Here is a 23,306-nt window from a genome sequence, read left to right on the forward strand (position 1 = left end):
GGCGCCATCGTCAAGCGGTTAAGACACCGCCCTTTCACGGCGGGTTCATGGGTTCGAATCCCATTGGCGTCACCATTATTATGACTCACTAGCTCAACTGGCAGAGCAACTGACTCTTAATCAGTAGGTTCACGGTTCGATTCCGTGGTGGGTCACCATTTTATGGGCGATTAGCTCAGCTGGGAGAGCGCTTGCCTTACAAGCAAGATGTCAGCAGTTCGATCCTGTTATCGCCCACCATTTTTTAAATCATATGGCCCGGTAGTTTAGTTGGTTAGAATGCCGCCCTGTCACGGCGGAGGTCATGGGTTCAAGTCCCATTCGGGTCGCCATTTGTTTATTGCACAGAAATGTGTTATAATATATTAACTTGTTAAATGCCTCGGTAGCTCAGTCGGTAGAGCAGGGGACTGAAAATCCCCGTGTCAGTGGTTCGATTCCGCTCTGAGGCACCATTTTTCAAGCTGGTGTAGCTCAATTGGTAGAGCAGCTGACTTGTAATCAGCAGGTTGGGGGTTCAATTCCTCTCGCCAGCTCCACTTTGCATTATGCGGGTGTAGCTCAATGGTAGAGCTCCAGCCTTCCAAGCTGATCACGTGGGTTCGATTCCCATCACCCGCTCCACTAATTTTTATGATACTGCCGGGGTGGCGGAACTGGCAGACGCAACGGACTTAAAATCCGTCGGTTGGAAACAACCGTACCGGTTCGATTCCGGTCCTCGGCACCACCATTTGTATCTATCTCTCAATTTTATATCACGCGGTCGTGGCGGAATGGCAGACGCGCTAGCTTCAGGCGCTAGTGATGGCAACATCATGGAGGTTCAAGTCCTCTCGACCGCACCATCAACAAATTCATATTTATCATGCGGTCGTGGCGGAATTGGCAGACGCGCTACTTTGAGGGGGTAGTGTTCACAAGACGTATGGGTTCAAGTCCCATCGACCGCACCATTTGCTTTAAACAGTACTTGGTGCTGTTTTCATAAAACTTCATATCATGCGGTTATGGCGGAATTGGCAGACGCGCTAGCTTCAGGCGCTAGTGGTGGCAACACCTTGGAGGTTCAAGTCCTCTTGACCGCACCATTTACGCGGTCGTGGCGGAATTGGCAGACGCGCTACTTTGAGGGGGTAGTGTTCACAAGACGTATGGGTTCAAGTCCCATCGACCGCACCATTTGTAAATAGTAAGCTCAGATTTATATCTGAGCTTTTTCTGTATTCAAAAGAAATGAGGCGATTTTATGCAGTGCCGGCCGCGAAGCCTTTTTGTCCAGGTATTATTCTTTTTGGTACTGACTGCCGTTTGTATGCCTGCACTATCTTTCTGGCAGCCGCAGTTCGTGCAGGCAGAAGAACAAATGGCAGGTCGGGAAGAAGAATTGGAGCTCACCACATCCATTGTGTCGCTGGCTTCTTATTCCGATGAATTGAGCCTGCTGGCAAGAGAATGGCTGCAGCAGACGGGCTGGCATTTTTCGAGTCAGGAGATATCGACGTCACTGGCACAGGGCCGCTGTCATTTGCTGACAAAGGATTTGGGAGATGGCCATCGTGCCTTGCTGCTGGCTTTTCCGGGGACTGAGAATGTGCGGGATGCCAAAGTGGATTTGCGCATGAAGGCGGTGCCGTTTGGCGGTGCGTCCGTGCCGGAATTTATAAAGGCCGCACAGGAAAATCGGAAAAGTACGGCGCTGCCTCTTGTCCATAAGGGCTTCGATGATTATACTATGGCAGCTGTTTTTCAGGCTCCGGCTGATACGGCTTTATTTGGCAGAAAAGGAACCCTGGGAGAACAGTTGGCAGCGGAGCTTAAGGATAATCCAGACGAAATTTTGCTCCTGACGGGTCACAGTCTTGGCGGCGCGGCAGCGACGCTGACAGCAGCACGGCTCAGCGATATGGGGGTCAGGCCGCAGCAGCTCCGCGTCATTACGTTTGGGGCACCGGCTGTCGGGGATGAACGCTTTGCACGCCGTTATGAAACGAAGATGGATTTGACGCGTGTAGTCATGGACGGAGACCCCATAGCTGCGGCCCTGCAGTCTCTCGGCACGCGTTATGTGCAGTTTGGCAGGAAGGAACGCTGGCAGCAGAATCGCAGTTCAGCGCGTTTTGAGCATGAGATGGTCGTTTATCTCGACGATGCCCTGCGCAGTTATTTTCATGTCGTACAAAGTCAGGGAGACCTGCAAAGCCGTATGATTGAAAGTCATCCCAAGCAGGCAAATGGCGGTATTTTTGTGACCATGCCGATGATACAGGCAGATCCTTTGCTGACAGAGGATACTGATGATATCAGGACAGTCTTGCGCGGCAGCTGGCAGAAACGTTATACGCCCTGTGTGCTGGATGATGAAGAAGATGAAGAAATGGGGCAGGCATTGCCGGCTTTGTGTCAGGCTGCCAAGAGGTCGGGCTGCAAGTATGTTATTCAGCAGGTTCTGACGACTAAACGCATCCGTGAGGAAACATATAATTTTCGCATCGTGCTTGAAACGACGATCTATGACACGAAGGGCAATCTGCTCGCAGCTGAGTCGAAAAGTACAACAGCCAGCCGCATGACGCCGCTCGAAGCCGTGCTTTATCTGGAGTTTCTGAGCATGCAGGATCTTGATCTTGTATTTGGTGTACAGAATACATGAAATTTTCTAAAAATAATCTTGACTTTTTTCCCGTTATCCGGTATCATAAAGATAAGCCAAGGAAAGGTAAAAGGTTCACCCTTTCCAGACAGCCGATTTACTTACTCAGGATGGAGGAGAGTCCAATGGGCTAGTTAACGAGTCCAAGTGGAACAAGTCGTATCACATGAATTACATGATTGGAAGGTTTCTATCTCACAGATAACCATCAGCGGTGACGAGAAAGCTGCTGATGGTTATTTTATGTCTGCTGCTTTATCATAAAGGAAAATGGGCGAGTCATGTCGAATCTGTTGACATTCAGAATGGGGCATTTTGTATGTGTATGGATTTGATGGTTGAGACTCGTTTTGTTTTTGTGTAAAATTAAGAAAGAGAATTCTATTTTAGGGGGATTATTATGGAAAAGGCGAAAGTTTATTTTACGGATTTTCGTGTGCCGGTAGGACGCAATATCATGCAGAAGCTCAAGACACTCTGCATTGCAGCGGGCATTAAGAATATCGATATGGATGGCAAATTCGTGGCCATCAAGATGCATTTTGGTGAGCTCGGCAATATGGCTTATCTGCGTCCGCAGTATGCAAAAGTCGTGGCAGATCTTGTCAAGGAACAGGGCGGCATGCCGTTTTTGACGGACTGCAATACGCTTTATCCGGGCAGCCGCAAACATGCTTTGGAGCATATGGACTGCGCCAATTTCAACGGCTTCAATACGACGACTACGGGCTGCCAGATTATCATCGGTGACGGTCTGCGCGGCACGGATGACGTCGAAGTGCCGGTCAAGAATGGCGAGTATATCAAGAAGGCTAAAATTGGCCGTGCCATCATGGATGCCGATGTTTTCATCAGCCTGGCTCATTTCAAAGGCCATGAAGCTACGGGCTTTGGCGGTGCCATCAAGAATATCGGCATGGGCTGCGGCAGCCGTGCCGGCAAGATGGAGCAGCATTCGTCGGGCAAATGCGTAGTAAATGAGGAGCTTTGCCGCGGCTGCCGCAAGTGCGCGAAAGAATGCGGCTCCGATGCCATTACGTATGAGAATAATAAAGCCCATATCCATGAGGACCTCTGCAAGGGCTGCGGCCGCTGCATCGGTGCCTGCTCGTACGATGCCATCCGCAATGAGCAGTGGGATGCCGGCGACCTTCTCGACCGCAAGATGGCCGAATATGCTCAGGCTGTCGTGCAGGACCGTCCGTGCTTCCATATCAATATCGTCCGCGATATTTCGCCGAACTGCGACTGCCATGGCGAGAATGATGCGCCGATTCTGCCGGATCAGGGCATGTTCGCCTCGTTTGACCCTGTGGCTCTTGACCAGGCCTGCGCAGATGCGTGCCTTAAAGCGACGCCGCTGCCGAACAGCCAGCTCGCGGACAATCTCGCCAAACCGGATTGGCATCACCATCATGACCACTTCCTCGACAACAATCCGAATATCCATTGGAAAGAGACGCTCGAACATGCTGAAAAGATCGGCATGGGCACGAGAGCGTATGAACTGGTGAAACTTAAATGAGGAAAAAGCGCAGGCAGATTGACATGCCGCCATCCTATGTCATTGAGCATCTGGATGAAGCAATTGAAAAAAAATGGTGCCGCGTTTATTATCAGCCCATCGTACGGACCATCACCGGCAGGCTCTGCGCCATGGAGGCGCTGGCCCGCTGGGATGACCCTACTTGGGGTTTTTTAACGCCGCCCTTTTTTATTGGGATACTCGAACAGCACAATTTAATTCACAAATTGGATGCATTCCTCGTGGAGGAGGTATGCAGAAATCAGGCGCGTGTGAGGAAAGCGGGGCAGCCGGCTGTAGCTGTTTCGCTGAATCTTTCCCGTCTTGATTTCATCCAGGACGATTTCGATATCTTTACGATTGTAGAAAATGCCGTACGCAAATACAATGTGCCGCGTGATCTTCTTCATCTGGAAATTGTCGAGAATGTCCTGACAAACCGCAATAAGAGGATTGGCGAAACCCTGAACCGTTTCCGCGAGGCCGGCTACGAAATCTGGATGGATGATTTCGGCAGCGGCTATTCGAGCTTGAAATTCCTCAAGGACCAGCGCTTTGACCTTCTGAAGATGGACATGGCTTTTTTAAAGAGCGATACGAAAAGGGCCCGCGATATCATCATCTCGATTATCTCCATGGACAAGCGCATCGGCAACCGGACTTTGGCAGAAGGCGTGGAGACGCAGGAGCAGTTTGACTTCCTGCGCGAGGTCGGCTGTGAAAAAATTCAGGGATATTACCTCGGCAAGCCGCGTCCATACGATGAAACCATTGAGAACTGCAGGAAAAAAGGCATTGAAATTGAGCTGAGCTGCTGGAAGGCCTATTACGATGCCATCATGGACGTCGACTTTTTGACAGGGCGGCCATTGCTGCTCGTCGAATACCGGGACCATGGCTATCATATCCTCTTTGCGAATCATAAATGTGATGAGGTGCTCTGGCCGGAGCTCGAAGATGGGCGCAGTGTCTGGGAAAAACGGCTGAATGTCTTAAAACAGCCGGCCATCCGTTATCTTCAGCGCGGTTTGCGGCGCGTCATGCTGTCGGGAGAGGCTGAGGAATTAGCGTATCCTCTCAATGGCAATTTTGTCATGATGAACTGTCATCGCGTCATTTCCTACAATGGACACTGTCTGATTTCGATTGACTGCCATCTGCATAAGATTGACCATGAAGGACCTGTCTTTAAACCAGCCTATTTTTTGCGCAATCTCTTCTATTTGTACGACAGTCTGGCGGCTGTCAATTTGACGAAACGGGAAGTTGTCGTTTTGACGCAGCCGCGTCTCAAATCTGGCCTGCATAAATACTCTTTGGATGAGGCCCTGCAGAATTATCAGGAACAGATGATTTATTCGGCAGACCGCAGGCGCTTTGCAGAATTTCTGGATCTCAATACGCTAAAAGAGCGCGTTGACGGCTCTCCGCTCAGCAGTATTGCGGAGGCATTCCGTTCAAAGGGACCGGATGGCACCCTGGTTTGGAAAACGCATCGCATTTCGCGCATCACGAGTACGAAACAGGATATCTTTTTCTATGTGATCCGCGTTTCCGATGCACAGGATGTTGCCCGCTATGAAAAGGATCTGACCGGATCGCAGTACACCCTGACAGAGCAGTCAGGGGAGGCAGAGGCAAAAGAAGAGACGTCCGTTATGTCAATCAGGAGGCTTTGGGATAATTTCATCATGAGCTTTCCGCTGCCGGTTTTCTGGAAGGACAGGGAACGCCGCTTCCTCGGTGTCAACCAGAAATTCTTAGATTTCTATGACTTTGATTCTGTGGAAAAAGTGGCAGCTCATACGGATGAGGATATGAACTGGCATGTACAGCCCAATTCTTTTAAGAACGACGAGCTTGATGTCATTGAAAAAGGCGTCGCCCTGCATGACGTTCCGGGGAAATGCATTGCCCGCGGCCGTCAGTATGATATCCTGGCTTCCAAATGGCCGCTCTATGATGAAGAAGGCAGTATCAGAGGACTTATGGGATATTTTCTGCCGACTGACGTATTTATACGCAATGAGGAGAAGTCCCAGAAGCTCTTGTTTACGGATGGTGTAACGGGACTGGCCAATATCAAGGGCATCCTTTCTCTGCTGGCACAGTATATGGATGAATATCGTTTTAAGAAAAGGGCCTTTGCCGCGATTTTCCTTCGGGTTCGTGCAATTGCGCGTTTAGAGCGCCGGTACGGAGAAACAGCCGTCGCGGAACTTCTTGCCTGCATTGCGGAAGAGATGAAGCGTGTTCTGGAGCAGACGGGCACGGCTGGCCGCTTTGCCGAGGATCAGTTCCTTATTTTTTATCAATACCACGCGGAAGAAGATGTGGAGAAATTGAACACTGCACTTCGTCAGGCCATTGAGGGCATCCACCACTTTGGACAGCGCAGCTGCACGCTGTTTGTGGAAACGCGTACGGTTTATCCAGAGGATTCCGCATCTTTTCATCGGGACATCCTCGATGCGGTGCTCGGCGGTAAACATCGTCATTGAATACAATATTGACATCAGGAAGAGCTTTTGCTTTTTAGCAGAGGCTCTTCCTTTTTTTTGACAACGTTTCGAAAAATGATTATACTATTAGTTAGCAACCTAACTAAATTACTGTTAATGAAGTGGAGGAAACAATATGAAACGGGAACTCATCCCGAGCTGGGAAGAACTCGAGCATCATAAAAAGATTGTGCCGGAAATCAAGCCGGCAGCCGTCATTGCCATGCTGGAAGTCAAACAGGCAGGTGAGGACGTACAGCGTGCCATCCTTGATGTGCTGCAGCAGGAATATCACTTGTCCGAGGGCAAATTCTGCTGTCTGATTGTCCTGCATCAGAATCCGCAGGGCATTGCCCCTTCTGAGATTGCCCAAAAAGTCGGTGTCACCAAGGCGACCATCAGCAATATGCTCATGCGCATGGAACGTGACGGTGATATCTGCGTGAAGCAGGCAGCGGAGGATGCGCGCAAAAAGCTCATCTGCCTGACGGACAAGGGGCGGACTTTTATGGATAAAATTCTGCCGGAGCATTATCTGCGCGTTACGAAGCTCATGGAAAAGCTCACCGAAGAGGAACAAAAAGAACTCATCCGTCTGCTCAAGAAAATGTCAGGCTGAGAAAATCCTGATTAGGAGGGAACCAGAATGAATACAAGACAGAAAGCCCTGCGTACAGGAGCTGTTTTCATCGCTCTGCTCGTCATTGCCGGGGTGCTTTTACTGTACAAGGGAAATGATGCCGTGGCACTTGGCATGGAGAAAAAAGAGGGGATTTTGACGGCGGAACAGGTCAAGATGTCGTTCGACAGCGTGAGCGGCCGCCTTGTCAATGAAGCCGTCAAGGAAGGCGATACAGTCAAGGCCGGTGATGTCGTCATGGAGCTCGATTCGACGGATACGGACCTTTCCATTGCCAAGACAAAAGCCCAGATTGCGCAGCTCGACGCACAGATTCGTTCGACGGGCGGCTCGCAGTCGGTCAATTTCATGAAAGCCGATAATGATGAACAGCAGAGCTTCCGCCAGATTGACCAGCAGCGGGCAGCTGTGGCCTCGGCGCAGGCGACACTCAAGAACAGCCGCATTGACTATAACCGCAAGTCGGAACTCCTCGCGGCCGGTGCCATCGCCAAATCCCAGCTCGATGATGCTGAGATGGCTTTAAATGTCGCCGAAGCCAATGTCGCGCAGCAGCAGGAACTTTTAAGCAAGCTATTGTCGGGTGCACAGGACACGGGCGATACGGATTCTTTGAATCTGCCGACTATCGCGCAGCAGCGTCAGTCGGCCAGCAATATGAGCAATGATATCGACGCGCTGCAGCAGCAGAAACAAGCCCTTGAAGTGCAGCTCAAACAGCTTGAGGTGCAGAAGGAACGCCTGACGCTGCGTGCACCGGAAGACGGACGCATCATCAAGGTGCTCGCGAAAGAAGGCGAGATGGTCGCGGCCGGCACGCCTGTCCTGCTGCTTGAGAGCGACCGCAGCTATTATGACATCTATATCAGCGAGAAGCAGGCGCAGGGCCTCTCGGAGGGCGATACCATCACAGGACGTACCGTTGCCGGCGATAAGGCAGTGCCGGGAACGATCAAGCTTTTGACCAAAGCCCCGGGATTTGCTGACCTTAAGCAGTCGCGTGAAAAAGGTCAGGCCGACCTCACGGCTTTTCAGGTCCGCATCTATGTAGACCCGCAGGATGGCGTCGTGCCGGGCATGACGATTGGGGTGAACGAACGTGAATTCACTAAGAGATGAACTTCATTTCCTGTTTTCCGGACAGGGGATGCCTTATGAAAAAGTCTGCCTGACGGTAGCGGCTGTTGTCAGCATCGTCCTCGGGCTCATGCTCAGCAGCAATTTTTCCCACGATGCCAAAGTGGCGGTCATCGACCTCGATAATTCGGCGTACAGCCATGAACTCACAAGCCGCATCGATGCTTCTGAATACATGAAGGTCACGGCTGTTTTGAATACGCCCATGAATCCGACAGAACTTTTTTACCGCGATCAGGCCATCGCCGTCATTTATTTTCCGCGCGGGCTCGAAAAAGACCGTTATACGGGCACGGAGAATCATGTAGGCGTTTTTTACGACAACACGAATACGGCTCAGACGGCCGATGTCAAAGCGGCGCTCAATGAAATCATCGGTCTCGATAATGCGGCCGAAGCAGGCGACCCCGGCAGTACGAATGATACCTTGAGCGGCACCATAAGCCTCGCAGACCGCAATCTTTTCAATCCGAATGGTTCCAATTACAATGTCGAAGTGCAGGGCTTCCTGTTCTTCTTCGGCTCAATGTTTTTCACATTTGCGACCATCGGCATGGTGCCGCGGCTCCGTCTCACACATCAGCTCGATAAAATCCTTCTGGAGGGAACGCCGTGGGATATCATCGTGCGGCTCGTACCGTATGGTGCCTGTCTTGCTGTTTCCTTTGTTTTCGGCATGGCTATCCTGAGAATAACAGGTGATATGACGTTTTCCGGCAGCCTGCTGACATTTCTTTTTTTGCAGATTTTTTATGTACTGACTGTCGGCATGCTCAGCGTGCTGTTTGGCTGGACGGCAGCAAACCCCGGCATTGCGTCCTCGCGTATGATTCTCTTTATTCCGGGCGGCTTTATCTTCGGCGGTCCGACGGGGCCGATGTCGTTTTATCCGGACTGGGTCCTGTATCTTGCGCATCTTTTCCCTTTGACTTGGGAATTCCATTTTGTGCGTGATATTATCGCGCGCGGTGCGGGCTTCATGGATATCTCGAAGGAGTTCGGCGCTTTCCTGCTCTACATGGCTGTCGTGGCGATTTTGTTCTGTGCAAAATTCTTTGCTGCAAGGCGTTCACTCCTGAAGCATCAGGCACAGGAAACGAAACATCAGGAAAAAATCAAGGAAATCGTCGCGGCCGAGCGGGCGGCACAGGAATCGTAAGGCAGGAAAAGGATAGAAAAGAGAGGGGAAGGATTTATCATGACGGCAAGGGAAAAGCTTATCGAGGAAATACAGTCAAGGCCGAAACAGGCCATTGCGTGTGAACGCATCCTCGTGCCGACGGATGGCTCGGGTCAGGCCTTCAAGGCCGTCAATGAGGCCATTCATATGGCGGCGGTCACGGGCGCGCATCTAACCATTTTGATGGTCGTCGACCTCAACAAGCAGGTATCGGCCTTTGAGCAGGTCAGCCTCAGCGGCTATGTGCCGGCCGAGCTCAAGGTTTCGGCGTATCAGTTCCTGGCTGACCTCATGCACATCGTACCGCCGGAAATCAAGGCGAGAACGCGCGTTGAGGTCGGCAATCCCGGCGAAAAAATCTGCGAAGTGGCGGAAGAGGAGCAGAGCGACCTCATCATCATGGGGTCGCGCGGCTTCGGCACGTTCCGCAGCATGCTCGTTGGCTCCGTCTCGCATTATGTCCTGCAGCAGTCGCCGTGTCCTGTGCTCATCGTCAAGGGCATGCCCGACGATTGGGATGAAGAGGACAGCTACCTTGCGCAGCACGATGAGTGAGCTGTACTTTATAAAAAAAGAGAAATATATCATTAAAATGCCATTTCTTGTAAAATGTATCTACAGGAAATGGCATTTTGGTTGTATAATAGAGAAGTATTCGCTAAAAATTTTGGGAGAGAAACGTTATGCATGCAGAATATCTGATGGGCAATGAGGCCATCGGCATGGGGGCTGTGGCAGCCGGCGTCCGCGTGGTCGCGGGCTATCCGGGCACACCTTCGACCGAGGTTCTCGAGACAATTGCCAAACACAATCCAGATGGACAGATTCATGTGGAATGGTCGACGAATGAGAAAGCCGGCATGGAAGTCGCAGCCGGAGCGGCGTATTCCGGCGCGAGAGCGTTGGTCACGATGAAACAGGTCGGACTCAATGTGGCGTCGGATCCTCTGATGAGCCTTGAGTACCTCGGTGTTAAGGGCGGCATGGTCGTGCTGGTTGCCGATGACCCGGGCCCGATTTCTTCGCAGACCGAGCAGGATACGCGTCATTTTGCTTCATTTGCGAAAGTACCGTGCTTTGACCCGTCGAGTGTGCAGGAAGCCTATGACATGATTCAGGAGGCCTTCGACTTTTCGGAGCGATATCACACACCGGTGTTTTTGCGTCCGACTACGCGCATTGACCATGGCTACGCCTCGATTGAAGTCAAAGATGAGGATGAATATAAAAAGACGGAGCCTGAGGGCTTCGTGCGGGACCCTGCGCGCTGGGTCATCTTCCCGCGCCTCTCGTACCGGGCACATCAGGAAATTGAACGGCGCAATGCAGAGCTCGGGATGGTCCTCTCTAATTACAAACGCAATCATATCGAGCCGGCCGCGGAAAAAAACTGCCGCCGCGGCATTGCCGCGCAGGGTGTCAGCTACGCGTATGCGGTGGAAGCGCTGAATGAGCGCGAAGAAGCGGCACCGCGCGTCCTGAAGGTCGCAACGCCATTCCCGTTTCCTGAAAAACTCGCTGTTGAATTCCTGCAGGGGCTTGATGAAGTTCTCTGTCTTGAGGAGCTTGACCCCGTCATTGAGCGCGAACTCATCTTCCTCTGCGGCAAATATCAGCTGCCTGTAAAGATTCGCGGCAAACTCACGGGCGATGTCAAGACGGCCGGCGAGAATACACGCGATACGATTTATGATGATATCGCGAGGTTTATGAGCTGGCCGCAGGCAGAAAACGCAGAGCTGCCGGAGCCCCCGGTTTCTGTCGTGCGTCCGCCTGTCCTCTGTGCCGGCTGTCCGCACCGCGCTTCTTTTTATGCGGTCAAACGCGCGATGAAAGGGCAGAAGAGCGTTTTCTGCGGCGATATCGGCTGTTATACGCTCGGCAATGCCATGCCTCTTGACATGGTCGATACCTGTCTCTGCATGGGTGCGGGCATCAACATCGCGCAGGGCATCGGGGCGGTGACACCGGACATGAAGTGCTTTGCCTTTGTCGGCGATTCGACCTTCTTTGCCTCGTCGATTACGGGCATCATCAACGGCGTCTACAATCAGGCCGATTTGACGGTCTGCATTCTCGACAATTCAACTACGGCCATGACGGGCCACCAGCCGCATCCGGGCACGGGCCATACGATGATGGGCCAGATTGTCGACAAAGTTTCGATAGAAGATACGCTGCACGGCATCGGCGTCAAGACAGTCCGCACCGTGGACCCGCTTGACCTCAAAGCGGCGATTGCGGCAGTAAAAGAAGTCGCTGCTGAAAAAGGCGTCAAGGCCATTATCTTCAAATCGCCGTGCATCGCCCTCGTCAAGCCTTTGGGCAAAGCCGAGGTTCTGCAGGATGCCTGCCGCAAATGCAGGAAGTGCATCCGCGAAATCGGCTGTCCGGGCATTGTCGTCGAAGATAGCAAAATCATGATTGATGATTCACAGTGCACGGGCTGCGGCATCTGCGCCGATATCTGTCCGTTCGATGCCATCGAGGTCACGCCGTTTGCACATACACATAAAGGAGGGCAAAAGTGATGCAGAAAAATATCATCCTGACGGGCGTGGGCGGTCAGGGCACAGTCCTCGCGTCCAAGCTCATCGCGGCGGCATCTATGAAAAAGGGCCTGCCTGTCATGAGTGCCGAGACCATCGGCATGGCGCAGAAGGGCGGCTCCGTTTTCAGCCATCTGCGCATCGGTGAGGGGATAAAGAGTCCGATGATTCGCCGCGGCACGGCTGACCTTCTGCTGGCCTTTGAGCCGGCCGAGGCCGTACGCATGCTGCCCTACCTTAAAAAAGGCGGCATGGTCGTCGTCAATTCGCATCCCATCATGCCGGTGACGGCAGCCCTTAAGGGCACGGCTTATACGGGCAAAGAGATGGTCGCGTATCTTCAGGAACATGCCGAGCACGTGTTAGTCATCGACGGTCAGGCTGCGGCAGCCGTCATCGGCAATCCGAAGACGCTCAACGTCATCATGCTCGGCGCGGCCCTCGAGAGCGGGGCGCTGGACTTTCTGACGGAAGAGGATGTCCTGCAGGCCATCCGCGAAAAGGTCAAGCCGGCCTATGTAAAGCTCAATGAAAAAGCACTGCGCTATGCCTTTGAGCTGGCCAAAGCATAAATCTTTAATAAGGCAGGTATTATATTATGGAAATATCAAATGAACAGCTCGCTTATGTCAACGAACGCATCAAACAGCTTTTAAAGGCCGACAGCTTCTACGGCAAGCGCCTGCGCGAATACGGCATCGACCATGTGGATTCGGCAGAGGATTTTAAGAAACTGCCGTTCTCCGAGAAAAAAGACTTAAGAGACGCCTACCCCCTTGGCCTTATGAGCGTGCCGGAAGAAAAAATCGTGCGCATGCATTCGTCTTCGGGCACGACCGGCAAACCCGTCATCATCCCTTATACGCAGAAAGACGTTGACGACTGGGCCACGCAGTTTGCCCGCTGCTATGCGATGGCGGGCGTCACGAACCGCGACCGCGTACAGATTACGCCGGGCTACGGCCTCTGGACGGCCGGTATCGGCTTTCAGGCAGGCTGCGAGAAGCTCGGGGCCATGGCTGTGCCGATGGGACCGGGCAATACGGAAAAACAACTGCAGATGATGATGGACATGAAGAGTACGGTCCTCTGCGCGACGAGCTCGTATGCCCTGCTGCTTGCCGAAGAAATCGAGAAACGCGGCATTCGCGATAAGATTCATCTGCGCAAAGGCGTCATCGGCTCGGAGCGCTGGAGCGAGAAAATGCGCAAATCCATCTGCGACAAGCTCGGCATCGATGCCTATGACATCTACGGCCTAACCGAGGTCTACGGCCCGGGCATCGGCATCAGCTGCGATGCGCACGATGGCATCCATTATTGGGATGACTTCATTTATCTCGAAATCATTGACCCGCATACGGGCGAAAACCTGCCGGACGGCGAATGGGGCGAAATCGTCATCACGACGCTGAAGAAAGAAGGCGCGCCGCTCATCCGTTTCCGCACGCACGACCTTTCGCGCATCATTCCGGGCGACTGCCCCTGCGGCAGCAAGTTTCCGCGCATCGACACAATTCAGGGCCGCACGGATGATATGGTCAAGATTAAGGGCGTCAATCTCTTCCCTGCGCAGATTGAAGAAATTCTCAAGACTTTCCCCGAGGTTTCGAGTGAATATCAGATTCATATTTCGCATCTCGATGGCAAGGATACGATGCGCCTTTATGTTGAGACGAACGGCAGCGTCGACTTCCTCGAGCTGGCCAAGCGCATTGCTGAGCGCGTCAAGAGCCGCATCGGCTTTACGCCGCTCGTCAAAGTCGTCGAAATCGGCGTTCTGCCGCGCTCCGAAAAGAAGACGAAGCGCGTGATTGATACGCGTTATGAATGAGCTTACGACCATCTGGCCCGACTTTGCCCCTGACTTTTTTTGCAAGGCCAATCTCTGTCAGCACAGCTGCTGCCGCGGCTGGGAAATCGATATCGACGCCGCTGCGGCTGAGTGGTATCAGCTCCTGGACGGCAAAATCGGGGCAGAACTCCGGAAAAATATCGTGCAGGCGGAGGATGGGACGTATTCATTCCGTCTGACAAAAGACGAACGCTGTCCATTTTTGCGAAGAGACGGTCTCTGCCGCCTGATTCTGGAACTTGGCGAAGATGCCCTCTGCGAAATCTGCACGATGCATCCGCGCTTTTTTGTCCTTTGCGGTGATGTGGAGCTCGCGGGCTTTGGCCTTGCCTGCGAAAAGACGGTGGAGCTGCTGCTGGCGGAAAAAGAGCCGCTGACATTTTACCGTGAAGGAAATGAACAGGAAAAAATCACCTTTGCGGAACTTGTTTCGCAGCTCGGACTTCGGGAGAGAAATGAGGAAGATGAGTCTGTGCCATCTTTTTCCTTTCAGCCAAAGTTTGATGCGGAAAAAATCCGTCAGCTGCTCCTGCTCATGCAGAAGACAGAACCCATCGACGAAGTTTGGACGGAGCACATCCATTTTCTGCTTCAGGAAAAAGAGCGGGCAGAAAAATGCTGGCGGAAATATGCCGAGCTTTATGATGCTGCCGCTTTTGAACGCATTTTTCAGTATATTGCTTACCGTCAGCTTGGTCAGGCAGAAGATTATGGGATAAATGCCATTTGCCGATATGCCCGTAAGAATACCATGTATATCTTTCTCGAGGCAGCTGTGACAGGAAATCTCCCTGAAGCGGTGCGCCGCTGGTCGGAGCAGATCGAATACAGTGAGGAAAATACTGCGTTCTTGTTACGGACAGCGGGGAAGAGCGAAAACTAAAAAAAGACACGCCTGCATGACTTTTCATGCGGGCGTGTCTTTTTTATGCAGAGGGCACAGGGTAATCTTTCAGCAGCTCTTCGCGGATAAATTTCATGACGAGACGCAAATCCTTGGAAAGCTGCCGGTTTTTCTTCGTAATGAGACAGCTCGTCAGGGAAAGCGGCTCGTCGAAAGGGATGGTCACGACATTTTCAAGGGAGACGACGGCCTGTTCAAAAAGGATACTCGGTGCCGTATGGGCACGCAGCAGGCTGTAGAGTGTGGAAAGATGCGGGGAATAATAGAGGGCATTGAGCTCTAAATGCCGGTCGGCCATGGTGCGCGTCAAAAGGCGTGTGACAAAAAATTCTTCGGAGAGCAGGACTAAAGGACCTTTTGTGGCTTCGGCCAGACTGATGCTCTGGAGTCCTGCCAAAGGATGCCCCTTCCAGACAACGAATTTAATTGGACGCGAATTGACGCGGCGGTAATGGAGGTCCGGCAGGGTTTCGCCGTCGTAATTGACGATGGCGAGATCGACTTTTTCTTCGCGTACAAGTCGGGCCGACTCAAGGCCGGATGGTTCGACAATGTCGAGCTGGATCTCCGGATATCGCGGACAGAAGTCATTTAAAAGTCGCGGGATGATAAAAGAAGCCTGCTGCTGGGGAATGGCCATTTTCAGTTTGCCATGGCGGCGCGCCATTTCCCGCACATCATCTTCAAAGACATCGACTTCGCGCAAAAGTGCCGTGACTTTTTGGGCGAGCTTCTGTCCGTCCTGACTGATCATGATGTTGCGGCCGCTGCGAACAAAGAGATTCAGCCCCGTTTCTTCCTCAATGGTCTGGATGGCCTGACTCAGCGTCGACTGCGCGATGTGGAGCTCGGATGCTGCGTGGGTGATATTCTGCAGGCGGCAGACCGTCAAAAAATAGCGCATCTGCAAGAGTGTCATGTGAGAAATCTCCTTTCTTTTCTGTTCAATCCCCTGTAACATAATTTATATACCGTTATCGTAACGTAGTCCCATGGAAAAATCAATCGGTAAAACCGATTATAATATCAAATTTAACCGTTTTTCAAGCAGCTTTGAATATGGCATAATAAAGATGTCGAAAGAAAGAGGTTCTCAAGTAAGGCCTTCCATAATAATAGAGAGAATCTGCAAAAGAGATTGGAGTGAACCATCATGAAAACGAAAAATATTGTCTATGGTGTTATTGCAGCGGCTCTGCTCATCATGCCAGCCTGTGCAAACTTGGCTGCTGCTGGTACAGAAGCAAATGCCTATGGTGTAAAAGAAGCTCCAGCTATTTATACAGAAGCTTCCAGTTATGCTGGCAACACGATGTCCGCTGACCTCATGCTCGAGCAGCCGGCCGCAGACCGTTAATTTCATTTTTTGCATACCCTCCGCAGGCGGTTCCCCACAAACAGCCTGCAAAGCAGGATACCCACACAAGCAGAAGAGCTGTCTTGTACATTCCGTGTACGAGGCAGCTCTTTTTCTTGCCTGAAACCGGATACATCCGTAAAATAGAAGTGCATAGAAAGAAAAGTCAGGGGGATTGTGAGATGGCAGGAAAGAAACTCGTCATGCATGTCGATATGGATGCATTCTTTGCTTCGATTGAACAGCACGACCATGCGGAGTACCGCGGCAAACCGCTGATTGTCGGCGGTCTTTCGGGGCGCGGCGTCGTTTCGACCTGTTCGTATGAAGCGAGAAAATATGGCGTGCATTCCGCCATGCCGATTGTCAGAGCAAAGAGACTCTGTCCGCAGGGAATTTATATAGAAGGAAATTACAGGCATTACCGTGAGGTTTCGGCGGAGATTTTCGCGATTTTTGCGCGCTATGCGCCGGTCGTTGAGCCTTTGTCCATCGATGAAGCCTTCCTTGACCTCACGGGCATGGAACTTCTGATGAAGTCGCCGCGTGCCTATGCAGAAAAGCTCAAGCGGGAAATCAAAAAAAAGACGGGGCTTGTCGCCTCAGTCGGCCTCGCCCCGAATAAATTCCTCGCCAAACTCGCTTCCGACCTCGACAAGCCGGATGGGCTTGTCATCATCACGGAAGAAAACAAACAAAAAGTACTCGACCCGCTGCCCGTCAGCCGCATCTGGGGCGTGGGCAAAAAGACAGCAGCTGTTTTACAGGGCATGTACATCCGCACGATTGGGCAGCTGCGCCGAGTGCCGCGGGAAAATTTAGCGGCAAAACTCGGCGCGCATATGGCCGACCATCTGCTGCAGCTGGCACAGGGCATCGATAACCGCGAAGTTGCTCCGCGCGAGCCTGCCAAATCCATTGGCAAGGAAGTGACTTTTCCGAGGGATATCCATGGCGATGCGGATGTAGAAAAAGTTTTGCTGGCCCTGGCGGAAAAAGTCGGCTACCGCCTGCGAAAGCAGGCACTTAAAGGACGTACCATACAGCTGAAGCTCAGGCTCGGCAATTTCCAGACGTATACGAGGAGCCGGACACTTTATGAGGCGACCTGTTACGATGAGGAAATTTATCAGACGGCGCGGGAACTTTATCGGGGGATGCACGTGCAGCAGGGCATTCGTCTGCTCGGGATTTCGGTTTCGGGGTTTGATGACTCCGGCAGCATGTCGCTCTTTCACGATGAAGCGCGCAAAGAGAATCTTTATGCTGCCATCGATAAAATCAAGCAGCGCTTTGGTGAACAGGGCATCACGAAGGCGCATCTTCTCAAACATGATGAAGTGTGAAAAAAGTTATAGGAAAGCAAGTCTGAATTTGTTACAATAGATAAAGATATCATACGACTCCGAGCGAAATCCGCTACGGCCGTCTTCATGGGGATGGCTATGCGGACGAGCCAGGGTTTCGGTGGAAACGCCGGGGCCTTCCGTGATTGAAAAGGGGCGAATGTAAGGGGCGAAGACCATCCTTTTGCAATTGCGGAGGGGTGGTCTTTTTATATAGTTAGGAGAATGGCGCAATGAAAGAAATGAAAACGGTCGATGCGGTGGGACAGGTACTCTGTCAGGATATCACGCAGATTATCCGCGGCGTGACGAAGGATGCGCGTTTTCGCAAGGGCCATGTGATTGCGGAAGAAGATATTCCTGTGCTGCTGTCGCTCGGCAAGGATCACATCTACATCTGGGATGAAGATGATACAGAGATGCATGAGAACGAAGCGGCCGATGTCCTGCGTCAGCTCTGCCAGAATGAGCATATGAGAGCGACAGAGCCAAAGGAAGGCAAGATTGAGCTTGTCGCAGAATGTGACGGTGTCTTTCAGATTGATGAGGACCGTTTTGATGCGGTCAATGACCTCGATGACATCACGATTGCGACGCTTGCGCAGAATATGCCCGTAAAGAAAGGCACGAAGCTTGCAGGCATGCGCGTGACGCCATTGTTTATCGCACGGGAAAAAATGGAAGAGGTGCGCCGCGTGGCAGGCGATAAGCCGCTTCTCCGTCTGCTGCCGTATCGCAAAGACCTCAAAGTCGGCGTGGTCACGACGGGGACGGAAGTTTTTCTCGGCCGCATTAAGGACACGTTCACACCGGTCATTGAAGCCAAGCTCAATAAATTTGGCCTGACTATAAGTGAACACAGACTTTCTGACGATGTGACAGAGCATACAAAAGCGGCCATCACGGAACTCCTTGACCTCGGCATGGACATCATCCTCTGCACGGGCGGCATGAGCGTCGACCCTGACGACCGCACGCCTGCAGCCATCCGCGATGCCGGCGTCAAGATCGTGACGTACGGGGCACCGGTGCTGCCGGGCGCGATGTATCTCTTGGGGTATGCGGAACGCGAAGGCCGCACGGTCACGGTCATGGGCCTGCCGGGCTGTGTCATGTACGATAACGCGACGGTTTTTGACATGATTCTGCCGCGCGCCATTGCCGGTGACAAGGTAACGCGCCGCGAAATCCGCCATTTCGGCATTGGCGGCCTCTGCATGCGCTGCAAGGTCTGCCATTATCCGATTTGCCCGTTCCAGAAATAAGCGAGGTATTTATGCAGGACATTTCATTAGAGCAGGCCATCGAAGTGCTGCTCGAGCATACGAAAAAAATCGAACGGACGGAAGAAGTGCCCATTTTGGAGGCCTTGGGGCGCGTGCTGGCCGAAGATGCCGTTGCCTCGTTTGACAATCCGCCGTTTGACCGTTCGCCGCTGGATGGCTATACATTTGCGTCCGGCCGGACAAAAGGTGCAACAAAGGAGAATCCTGCTTCGTTTGCTATTATTGGCGAAGAATGTGCAGGCGACTTCTTTGCAGAAGCGGTTCCTGCGGGCTCGGCCCTGCGCCTGATGACGGGCGCGGCCATTCCTCGTGGCTGTGACTGCGTCGTGCGTCAGGAGGATGTGACGATAGAAAATGGCCGACTGCTCGTGCCGTATGAACTCCATCATCACGAGAATTACTGCTTTGCCGGCGAAGACGTCAAAAAGGGGACGCTGCTTGTAAAAAAAGGCACGGAGCTTACGGCTGCGCACCTCGGCGTACTCGCGAGCCTCGGCTTCGGCAAAGTCAAAGTCCTGGCGCGCCCGCGCATTGCAATCGCGAGCACGGGCGATGAGCTCGTACTGCCGGGCGAGCCTTTGCAGCCCGGAAAAATCTACAACAGCAATCTTTACGTCTTAGCGGGACGTTTGCAGGAAATGGGCTTTCGGCCGGAAGTTCTCGGTATTCTGCCTGATGACGTCAATGAGGCTGCCGCATTTATCGACAGCTGGCGCGGCAAGGTCGACCTGTTCCTGACGACGGGCGGTGTTTCGGTCGGCAAGAAGGACATTATGCACGGTGTCGTCAAGAAAATCGGCACACGCCTGTTCTGGCGCGTCTGCATCAAGCCGGGAGCACCTGTCATCGCGTATACGGCGGGCGATATGCTCGGCATCGCGCTTTCGGGCAATCCGTTTGCTTCCTATGCGACGTTTGAGCTTTTGGTAAGACAGGTACTCTCGAAATTCTCGGGACGTACAGATGTCTGCTATACGCCTGTGGAAGGCTATTTGGCCGACAAATTCCCGAAGCCGAGTTATGGCCGCCGCTTTATCCGCGCGCACTATGCAGATGGCGTTTTCAAGATTCCATCGCAGCACGATTCGGGTTCGCTGTTTTCGGCTGCCGGCTGCAATGCGCTCATCGATATTCCTGCTGGCACAGGGCCGTTGCCGGCTGGTTCGCGTGTCAAAGGTGTTCTTTTGTGAGGAAACGCTCATGTACGATCAGTATAAACGGAAAATAGAATACGTGCGCATCTCGCTGACGGACCGCTGCAATCTTCGCTGCCGCTACTGCATGCCCGAAGAGGGCATCGAAAAAATGCGCCATGAGGACATCCTGACGTTTGACGAAATCATCCGCATCGTGCGGGGCCTTGCCGCGCTTGGCGTGCGCAAGGTGCGGCTGACGGGCGGCGAGCCTCTCGTGCGCCGCAATATCGTCGAACTTGTGCGCGAAATTCATAAAATTGAGGGCATTCGGCAGATTGCCCTGACAACGAACGGCGTTTTGCTGGCCGATCTGGCAGATGAACTCGTCAAGGCGGGGCTTACGGGAGTCAATATCAGCATCGACACCCTGAAGGCTGCCACCTTTGCGGATATCACGCGGCGCCCTGTTTTTGCGCGTGTGGAAGCGGGCATTGAGGCTGTGCACGAGGCGGGGCTTCGAGATGTCAAGTTCAACTGTGTGCCGATACAGGGCGTCAATGAGGCGGAACTGCCAGCTCTCGTCGAGCACTTCACGCATCTTCGTCCTTGGAAATTCCGCTTCATTGAGCTCATGCCGATTGGCTGTGCGTATGAAGCCGGACTCAAGGGCATTCCTATGGCAGAAGTTCGTCAAACCCTGGAAAATGCGTTTGGCAGGCTTCGTCCTGTGCCGGCAGCTTCCGGTGTATGCGGACCTGCTGCGTATTATCAGGCTGCCGGTTTTCGCGGACAGGTTGGCTTCATCGACGCGATGGAGCATAAATTCTGCTCATCGTGCAATCGCGTGCGCCTGACAGCGGAAGGATTTTTGAAACTCTGCCTCAACGCAAAGACCGGCCTTGATTTAAGGTCACTGCTGCGTTCCGGTATCAGTGATGAAAATCTGCGGCTGGCCCTGCAGCAGGCGATTTATCATAAGCCGGAAGAGCATTTTTTTAAGACCGCTGCGTATCAGGAAAAGGACAGCCGCGCCATGTATCAGGTCGGCGGCTGATTTCATAAATAGTGAGTATCGAGTATAGTATAATGGAGGATTTCTCATGGGAACAATCAAGGCACTCTGCATCAGCGAAAAAAAAGGCACACTCAAGACGCCGATTCACAAGGCCCTCTTTCATACGGAATGGGGCATGGTCGGGGATGCTCATGCGGGCCGCTGGCATCGTCAGGTCAGTCTCTTGGGCTTGGCGGAGATTGAAGAATTCCGCAAACGCGGCGTCGATGTCAAATTCGGCGCCTTTGGCGAGAATATTGTTGCGGATGGTTTTCGTTTCAAGGAGCTGCCAATCGGTACGCGCCTGCGCGCCGGCGATGTTTATCTGGAAATCACGCAGATTGGCAAGCAGTGTCATAAGAGCTGTGCCATAAGGAGTCAGGTCGGCGACTGCATCATGCCGCGCGAGGGTGTTTTTGCGCGCGTGCTGCATGGCGGCTGGCTTGAAGAAGGCGACGAGCTCGAGCTCTTTACGGGCAAACTGCCTCTCGATGCGGCCATCATCACGGCCAGCGACAAGGGCAGCAAGGGACTGCGCGAAGACACGAGCGGAGCAAAAGTACAGGAAATGCTCGAAGCGGCCGGCTACACCGTGGCAGAGAAAATTATTCTGCCGGACGAGCAGCAGGACATCGAGCACAAAATGCGTTCGTTTGGCGACCTCGGCATCGGTCTCGTCGTGACGACGGGCGGCACGGGCTTTTCCGTGCGCGATGTGACGCCGGAGGCGACACTGGCTGTCTGTGAGCGTTTAGCTCCCGGCATTCCCGAGGCCATGCGTGCACTCTCTATGCAGGTCACGCACCGTGCGATGCTGAGTCGCGCGCAGGCCGGCATTTACAAGCGTACGCTCATCGTCAATCTGCCGGGCAGCCGCAAGGCCGTCGAGGAATGTCTGGGCTTTATCCTGCCGGAACTGCAGCACGGCCTTGATATCCTGCGCGGCGATGCGAGCGAATGTGCGCGCAAATAAGAGGGTGACAGCGTGAATTTTTCGGATATTGCCCTGCTCATCATCGCGGGCGGCAAAAGTTCGCGTATGGGCAGGGACAAGCGCTTTTTGTCATTTGCCGGCACGGGACTGTTGGAGCGCCTATGCGTAAAAGCCGCCAAGCTGCCTTTTGCGGAACGTTTCCTCTGCGTGGAACAGGAAACGCCGGAACTCATGGCTTTGGCAAAAAAATTTCAGCTGACTGTTGTGACGGACTCGCGTCAGGGCAGGGGGCCGATGGAGGGCATCAGCCGCGGCCTTGCTGCTATGAGGGAAAAATATGCACTGGCCGTTTCCTGTGATATGCCGTTTCTGTCTCTTGAAAAATTGTCCGTCCTTTTGACAAGAGCGGCAGACGATGACGCCTTTCAGGCTGTTCTGCCTAAGACAAAACGCTGGCAGCCACTGGCGGCGCTGTATCACCGCGATATGGCGAAAGCCTTTGCGGAAGCTCTGCAGCAGGGCGATAACAAGCTTGGTCTGGTCATTGCGGACATGCCGCATGCCTGCGTCGATTTTTCTTCTGAAATTGACTTTTTCAATGTCAATACCATGGCCGACTGGCGTCTGGCCTGCGGCCGCATGGCCAATGAGGGCCGCAGGGTGCCGCTCGTAACGATTTCCGCGCCGGTGTCAAACACGGGCAAGACGACATTCATCGAACGGCTCATCCCGAGGCTCCGGCAGAGAGGCACCCGTGTCGGCGTGGTCAAGGGTGACTGTCATGGCTACGATGTCGATGAAAAAGGCAAGGACAGCTGGCGTTTCAAGGAAGCCGGGGCCAGCGGCGTCGCAGTGGTTTCTCCCAATGGTTATTTCATCGAGCAGAAAACGGAAAAGCGGGCAAATCTCGTGGAAATTGCCGGCAGACTGCAGGACGTGGACCTCGTGCTCATCGAGAGCCGCCGCCACGGCACGGCGCCCATCATCACCTTATATCGTGATAAAGGGGAATTGCTGCTCAGTGACGATACGGCAGTGCTTTTCAGCAAGCGGAAACAATTCATCGAGGGTGTATACGAATGCTCAATCGATGATATGGAAACAGCAGCACGGATCATTCTTTTTCTGATGGGGAGCTAAACGACGGAAAATTTTTTTGAAAAAGAATAAGGTGAAGATATACGGAAAAGGCATTAGTTTTTTGCTTACAGCAAGGCTAATGCCTTTTTTATTTATAAAGATAAGAGCA

19 protein-coding genes, 12 tRNA genes and 1 riboswitch are annotated in these 23,306 nt (G+C 52.8%); of the genes, 30 read left to right on the forward strand and 1 reads right to left on the reverse strand.

All coding sequences use genetic code 11. The features are described 5' to 3' along the window. The 23 genes from ACE419_RS09185 to fliB all read left to right on the forward strand — a co-directional run bounded on the left by ACE419_RS09185 (position 1) and on the right by fliB (position 14,923). Positions 1-75, forward strand: a tRNA-Glu gene (locus tag ACE419_RS09185). A 7-nt stretch (positions 76-82) separates the two neighbouring features. Continuing rightward, positions 83-158 (forward strand) — tRNA-Lys (locus tag ACE419_RS09190). Positions 159-164: 6 nt separating this feature from the next. After that, positions 165-240: transfer RNA gene (locus tag ACE419_RS09195), tRNA-Val, on the forward strand. 15 nt (positions 241-255) lie between these two features. Then, positions 256-332: transfer RNA gene (locus ACE419_RS09200), tRNA-Asp, on the forward strand. A 47-nt stretch (positions 333-379) separates the two neighbouring features. After that, positions 380-455 (forward strand) — tRNA-Phe (locus ACE419_RS09205). An 8-nt stretch (positions 456-463) separates the two neighbouring features. Continuing rightward, positions 464-539 (forward strand) — tRNA-Thr (locus ACE419_RS09210). Between the two features lie 11 nt (positions 540-550). Next, a tRNA-Gly gene (locus ACE419_RS09215) sits at positions 551-624 on the forward strand. A 17-nt stretch (positions 625-641) separates the two neighbouring features. Continuing rightward, positions 642-730, forward strand: a tRNA-Leu gene (locus tag ACE419_RS09220). 32 nt (positions 731-762) lie between these two features. Then, positions 763-848: transfer RNA gene (locus ACE419_RS09225), tRNA-Leu, on the forward strand. A 22-nt stretch (positions 849-870) separates the two neighbouring features. Continuing rightward, positions 871-956, forward strand: a tRNA-Leu gene (locus ACE419_RS09230). Between the two features lie 48 nt (positions 957-1,004). Further along, a tRNA-Leu gene (locus ACE419_RS09235) sits at positions 1,005-1,091 on the forward strand. Positions 1,092-1,096: 5 nt separating this feature from the next. Then, positions 1,097-1,182 (forward strand) — tRNA-Leu (locus ACE419_RS09240). A gap of 184 nt (positions 1,183-1,366) precedes the next feature. Next, positions 1,367-2,653: a lipase family protein gene (locus ACE419_RS09245; protein WP_435721809.1), complete on the forward strand. Its 1,287-nt coding sequence runs from the start codon at positions 1,367-1,369 to the stop codon at positions 2,651-2,653. 400 nt (positions 2,654-3,053) lie between these two features. Further along, positions 3,054-4,178: a DUF362 domain-containing protein gene (locus tag ACE419_RS09250; protein WP_432647907.1), complete on the forward strand. Its 1,125-nt coding sequence runs from the start codon at positions 3,054-3,056 to the stop codon at positions 4,176-4,178. Next, the gene (locus ACE419_RS09255) at positions 4,175-6,679 is read left to right on the forward strand and encodes an EAL domain-containing protein (RefSeq protein ID WP_435721810.1); all 2,505 of its coding nucleotides are present in this window, start codon (positions 4,175-4,177) and stop codon (positions 6,677-6,679) included. Before ACE419_RS09250 ends, ACE419_RS09255 begins: the two co-directional genes overlap by 4 nt. Before the next feature lie 136 nt (positions 6,680-6,815). Then, positions 6,816-7,298: a MarR family winged helix-turn-helix transcriptional regulator gene (locus ACE419_RS09260; protein ID WP_432646564.1), complete on the forward strand. Its 483-nt coding sequence runs from the start codon at positions 6,816-6,818 to the stop codon at positions 7,296-7,298. A gap of 27 nt (positions 7,299-7,325) precedes the next feature. Then, a complete protein-coding gene (locus ACE419_RS09265) occupies positions 7,326-8,438 on the forward strand; it encodes an HlyD family secretion protein (protein WP_435721811.1) in 1,113 nt (370 codons plus the stop codon). After that, positions 8,419-9,615, forward strand: a complete 1,197-nt coding sequence (locus ACE419_RS09270) for an ABC transporter permease (protein WP_435721812.1) — start codon at positions 8,419-8,421, stop codon at positions 9,613-9,615. The genes ACE419_RS09265 and ACE419_RS09270 overlap by 20 nt, the downstream gene beginning before the upstream one ends. 39 nt (positions 9,616-9,654) lie before the next feature. Next, positions 9,655-10,191, forward strand: coding sequence for a universal stress protein (locus ACE419_RS09275; RefSeq protein ID WP_432646561.1), 537 nt, complete (start codon positions 9,655-9,657; stop codon positions 10,189-10,191). A 128-nt stretch (positions 10,192-10,319) separates the two neighbouring features. After that, positions 10,320-12,167 (forward strand): indolepyruvate ferredoxin oxidoreductase subunit alpha, encoded by a 1,848-nt coding sequence (gene iorA, locus ACE419_RS09280; RefSeq protein ID WP_435721813.1) that lies wholly within the window; start codon positions 10,320-10,322, stop codon positions 12,165-12,167. Next, positions 12,167-12,757 (forward strand): 2-oxoacid:acceptor oxidoreductase family protein, encoded by a 591-nt coding sequence (locus ACE419_RS09285; RefSeq protein ID WP_432646559.1) that lies wholly within the window; start codon positions 12,167-12,169, stop codon positions 12,755-12,757. The genes iorA and ACE419_RS09285 overlap by 1 nt, the downstream gene beginning before the upstream one ends. Positions 12,758-12,783: 26 nt before the next feature. Continuing rightward, positions 12,784-14,019 (forward strand): phenylacetate--CoA ligase family protein, encoded by a 1,236-nt coding sequence (locus ACE419_RS09290; protein ID WP_432646558.1) that lies wholly within the window; start codon positions 12,784-12,786, stop codon positions 14,017-14,019. Beyond that, a complete protein-coding gene (gene fliB / locus ACE419_RS09295; protein ID WP_435721814.1) occupies positions 14,000-14,923 on the forward strand; it encodes a flagellin lysine-N-methylase in 924 nt (307 codons plus the stop codon). The genes ACE419_RS09290 and fliB overlap by 20 nt, the downstream gene beginning before the upstream one ends. A gap of 43 nt (positions 14,924-14,966) precedes the next feature. Here fliB and ACE419_RS09300 read toward each other — a convergent pair whose 3' ends face one another. Beyond that, positions 14,967-15,863 (reverse strand): LysR family transcriptional regulator, encoded by an 897-nt coding sequence (locus ACE419_RS09300; RefSeq protein WP_435721815.1) that lies wholly within the window; start codon positions 15,861-15,863, stop codon positions 14,967-14,969. Positions 15,864-16,097: 234 nt separating this feature from the next. On the opposite strand from ACE419_RS09300, the gene ACE419_RS09305 reads away from it, so the two are divergent. The 7 genes from ACE419_RS09305 to mobB all read left to right on the forward strand — a co-directional run bounded on the left by ACE419_RS09305 (position 16,098) and on the right by mobB (position 23,197). After that, on the forward strand, positions 16,098-16,301 hold the full coding sequence (locus tag ACE419_RS09305) for a hypothetical protein (RefSeq protein WP_435721816.1): 204 nt from the start codon (positions 16,098-16,100) through the stop codon (positions 16,299-16,301). 182 nt (positions 16,302-16,483) lie between these two features. Further along, complete coding sequence (locus ACE419_RS09310) at positions 16,484-17,647, forward strand: DNA polymerase IV (RefSeq protein WP_435721817.1); 1,164 nt, start codon at positions 16,484-16,486, stop codon at positions 17,645-17,647. A 45-nt stretch (positions 17,648-17,692) separates the two neighbouring features. Further along, positions 17,693-17,820, forward strand: a riboswitch (molybdenum cofactor riboswitch). 60 nt (positions 17,821-17,880) lie between these two features. Continuing rightward, positions 17,881-18,912, forward strand: coding sequence for a molybdopterin-binding protein (locus tag ACE419_RS09315; protein ID WP_435721818.1), 1,032 nt, complete (start codon positions 17,881-17,883; stop codon positions 18,910-18,912). Positions 18,913-18,923: 11 nt separating this feature from the next. Beyond that, positions 18,924-20,123 (forward strand): molybdopterin molybdotransferase MoeA, encoded by a 1,200-nt coding sequence (locus ACE419_RS09320; RefSeq protein ID WP_435721819.1) that lies wholly within the window; start codon positions 18,924-18,926, stop codon positions 20,121-20,123. Positions 20,124-20,133: 10 nt separating this feature from the next. After that, positions 20,134-21,123 carry a GTP 3',8-cyclase MoaA gene (moaA, locus tag ACE419_RS09325; RefSeq protein WP_435721820.1) on the forward strand — a complete coding sequence of 330 codons (990 nt, stop codon included), beginning with the start codon at positions 20,134-20,136 and terminating at the stop codon, positions 21,121-21,123. A 46-nt stretch (positions 21,124-21,169) separates the two neighbouring features. Beyond that, positions 21,170-22,096, forward strand: a complete 927-nt coding sequence (locus tag ACE419_RS09330; RefSeq protein WP_432646551.1) for a molybdenum cofactor synthesis domain-containing protein — start codon at positions 21,170-21,172, stop codon at positions 22,094-22,096. Positions 22,097-22,108: 12 nt separating this feature from the next. Beyond that, positions 22,109-23,197 carry a molybdopterin-guanine dinucleotide biosynthesis protein B gene (mobB, locus tag ACE419_RS09335; protein ID WP_435721821.1) on the forward strand — a complete coding sequence of 363 codons (1,089 nt, stop codon included), beginning with the start codon at positions 22,109-22,111 and terminating at the stop codon, positions 23,195-23,197. Positions 23,198-23,306: the final 109 nt, after the last annotated feature.

It is taken from the genome of Mitsuokella apri (assembly GCF_047974105.1).
Lineage (GTDB): Bacteria > Bacillota > Negativicutes > Selenomonadales > Selenomonadaceae > Mitsuokella.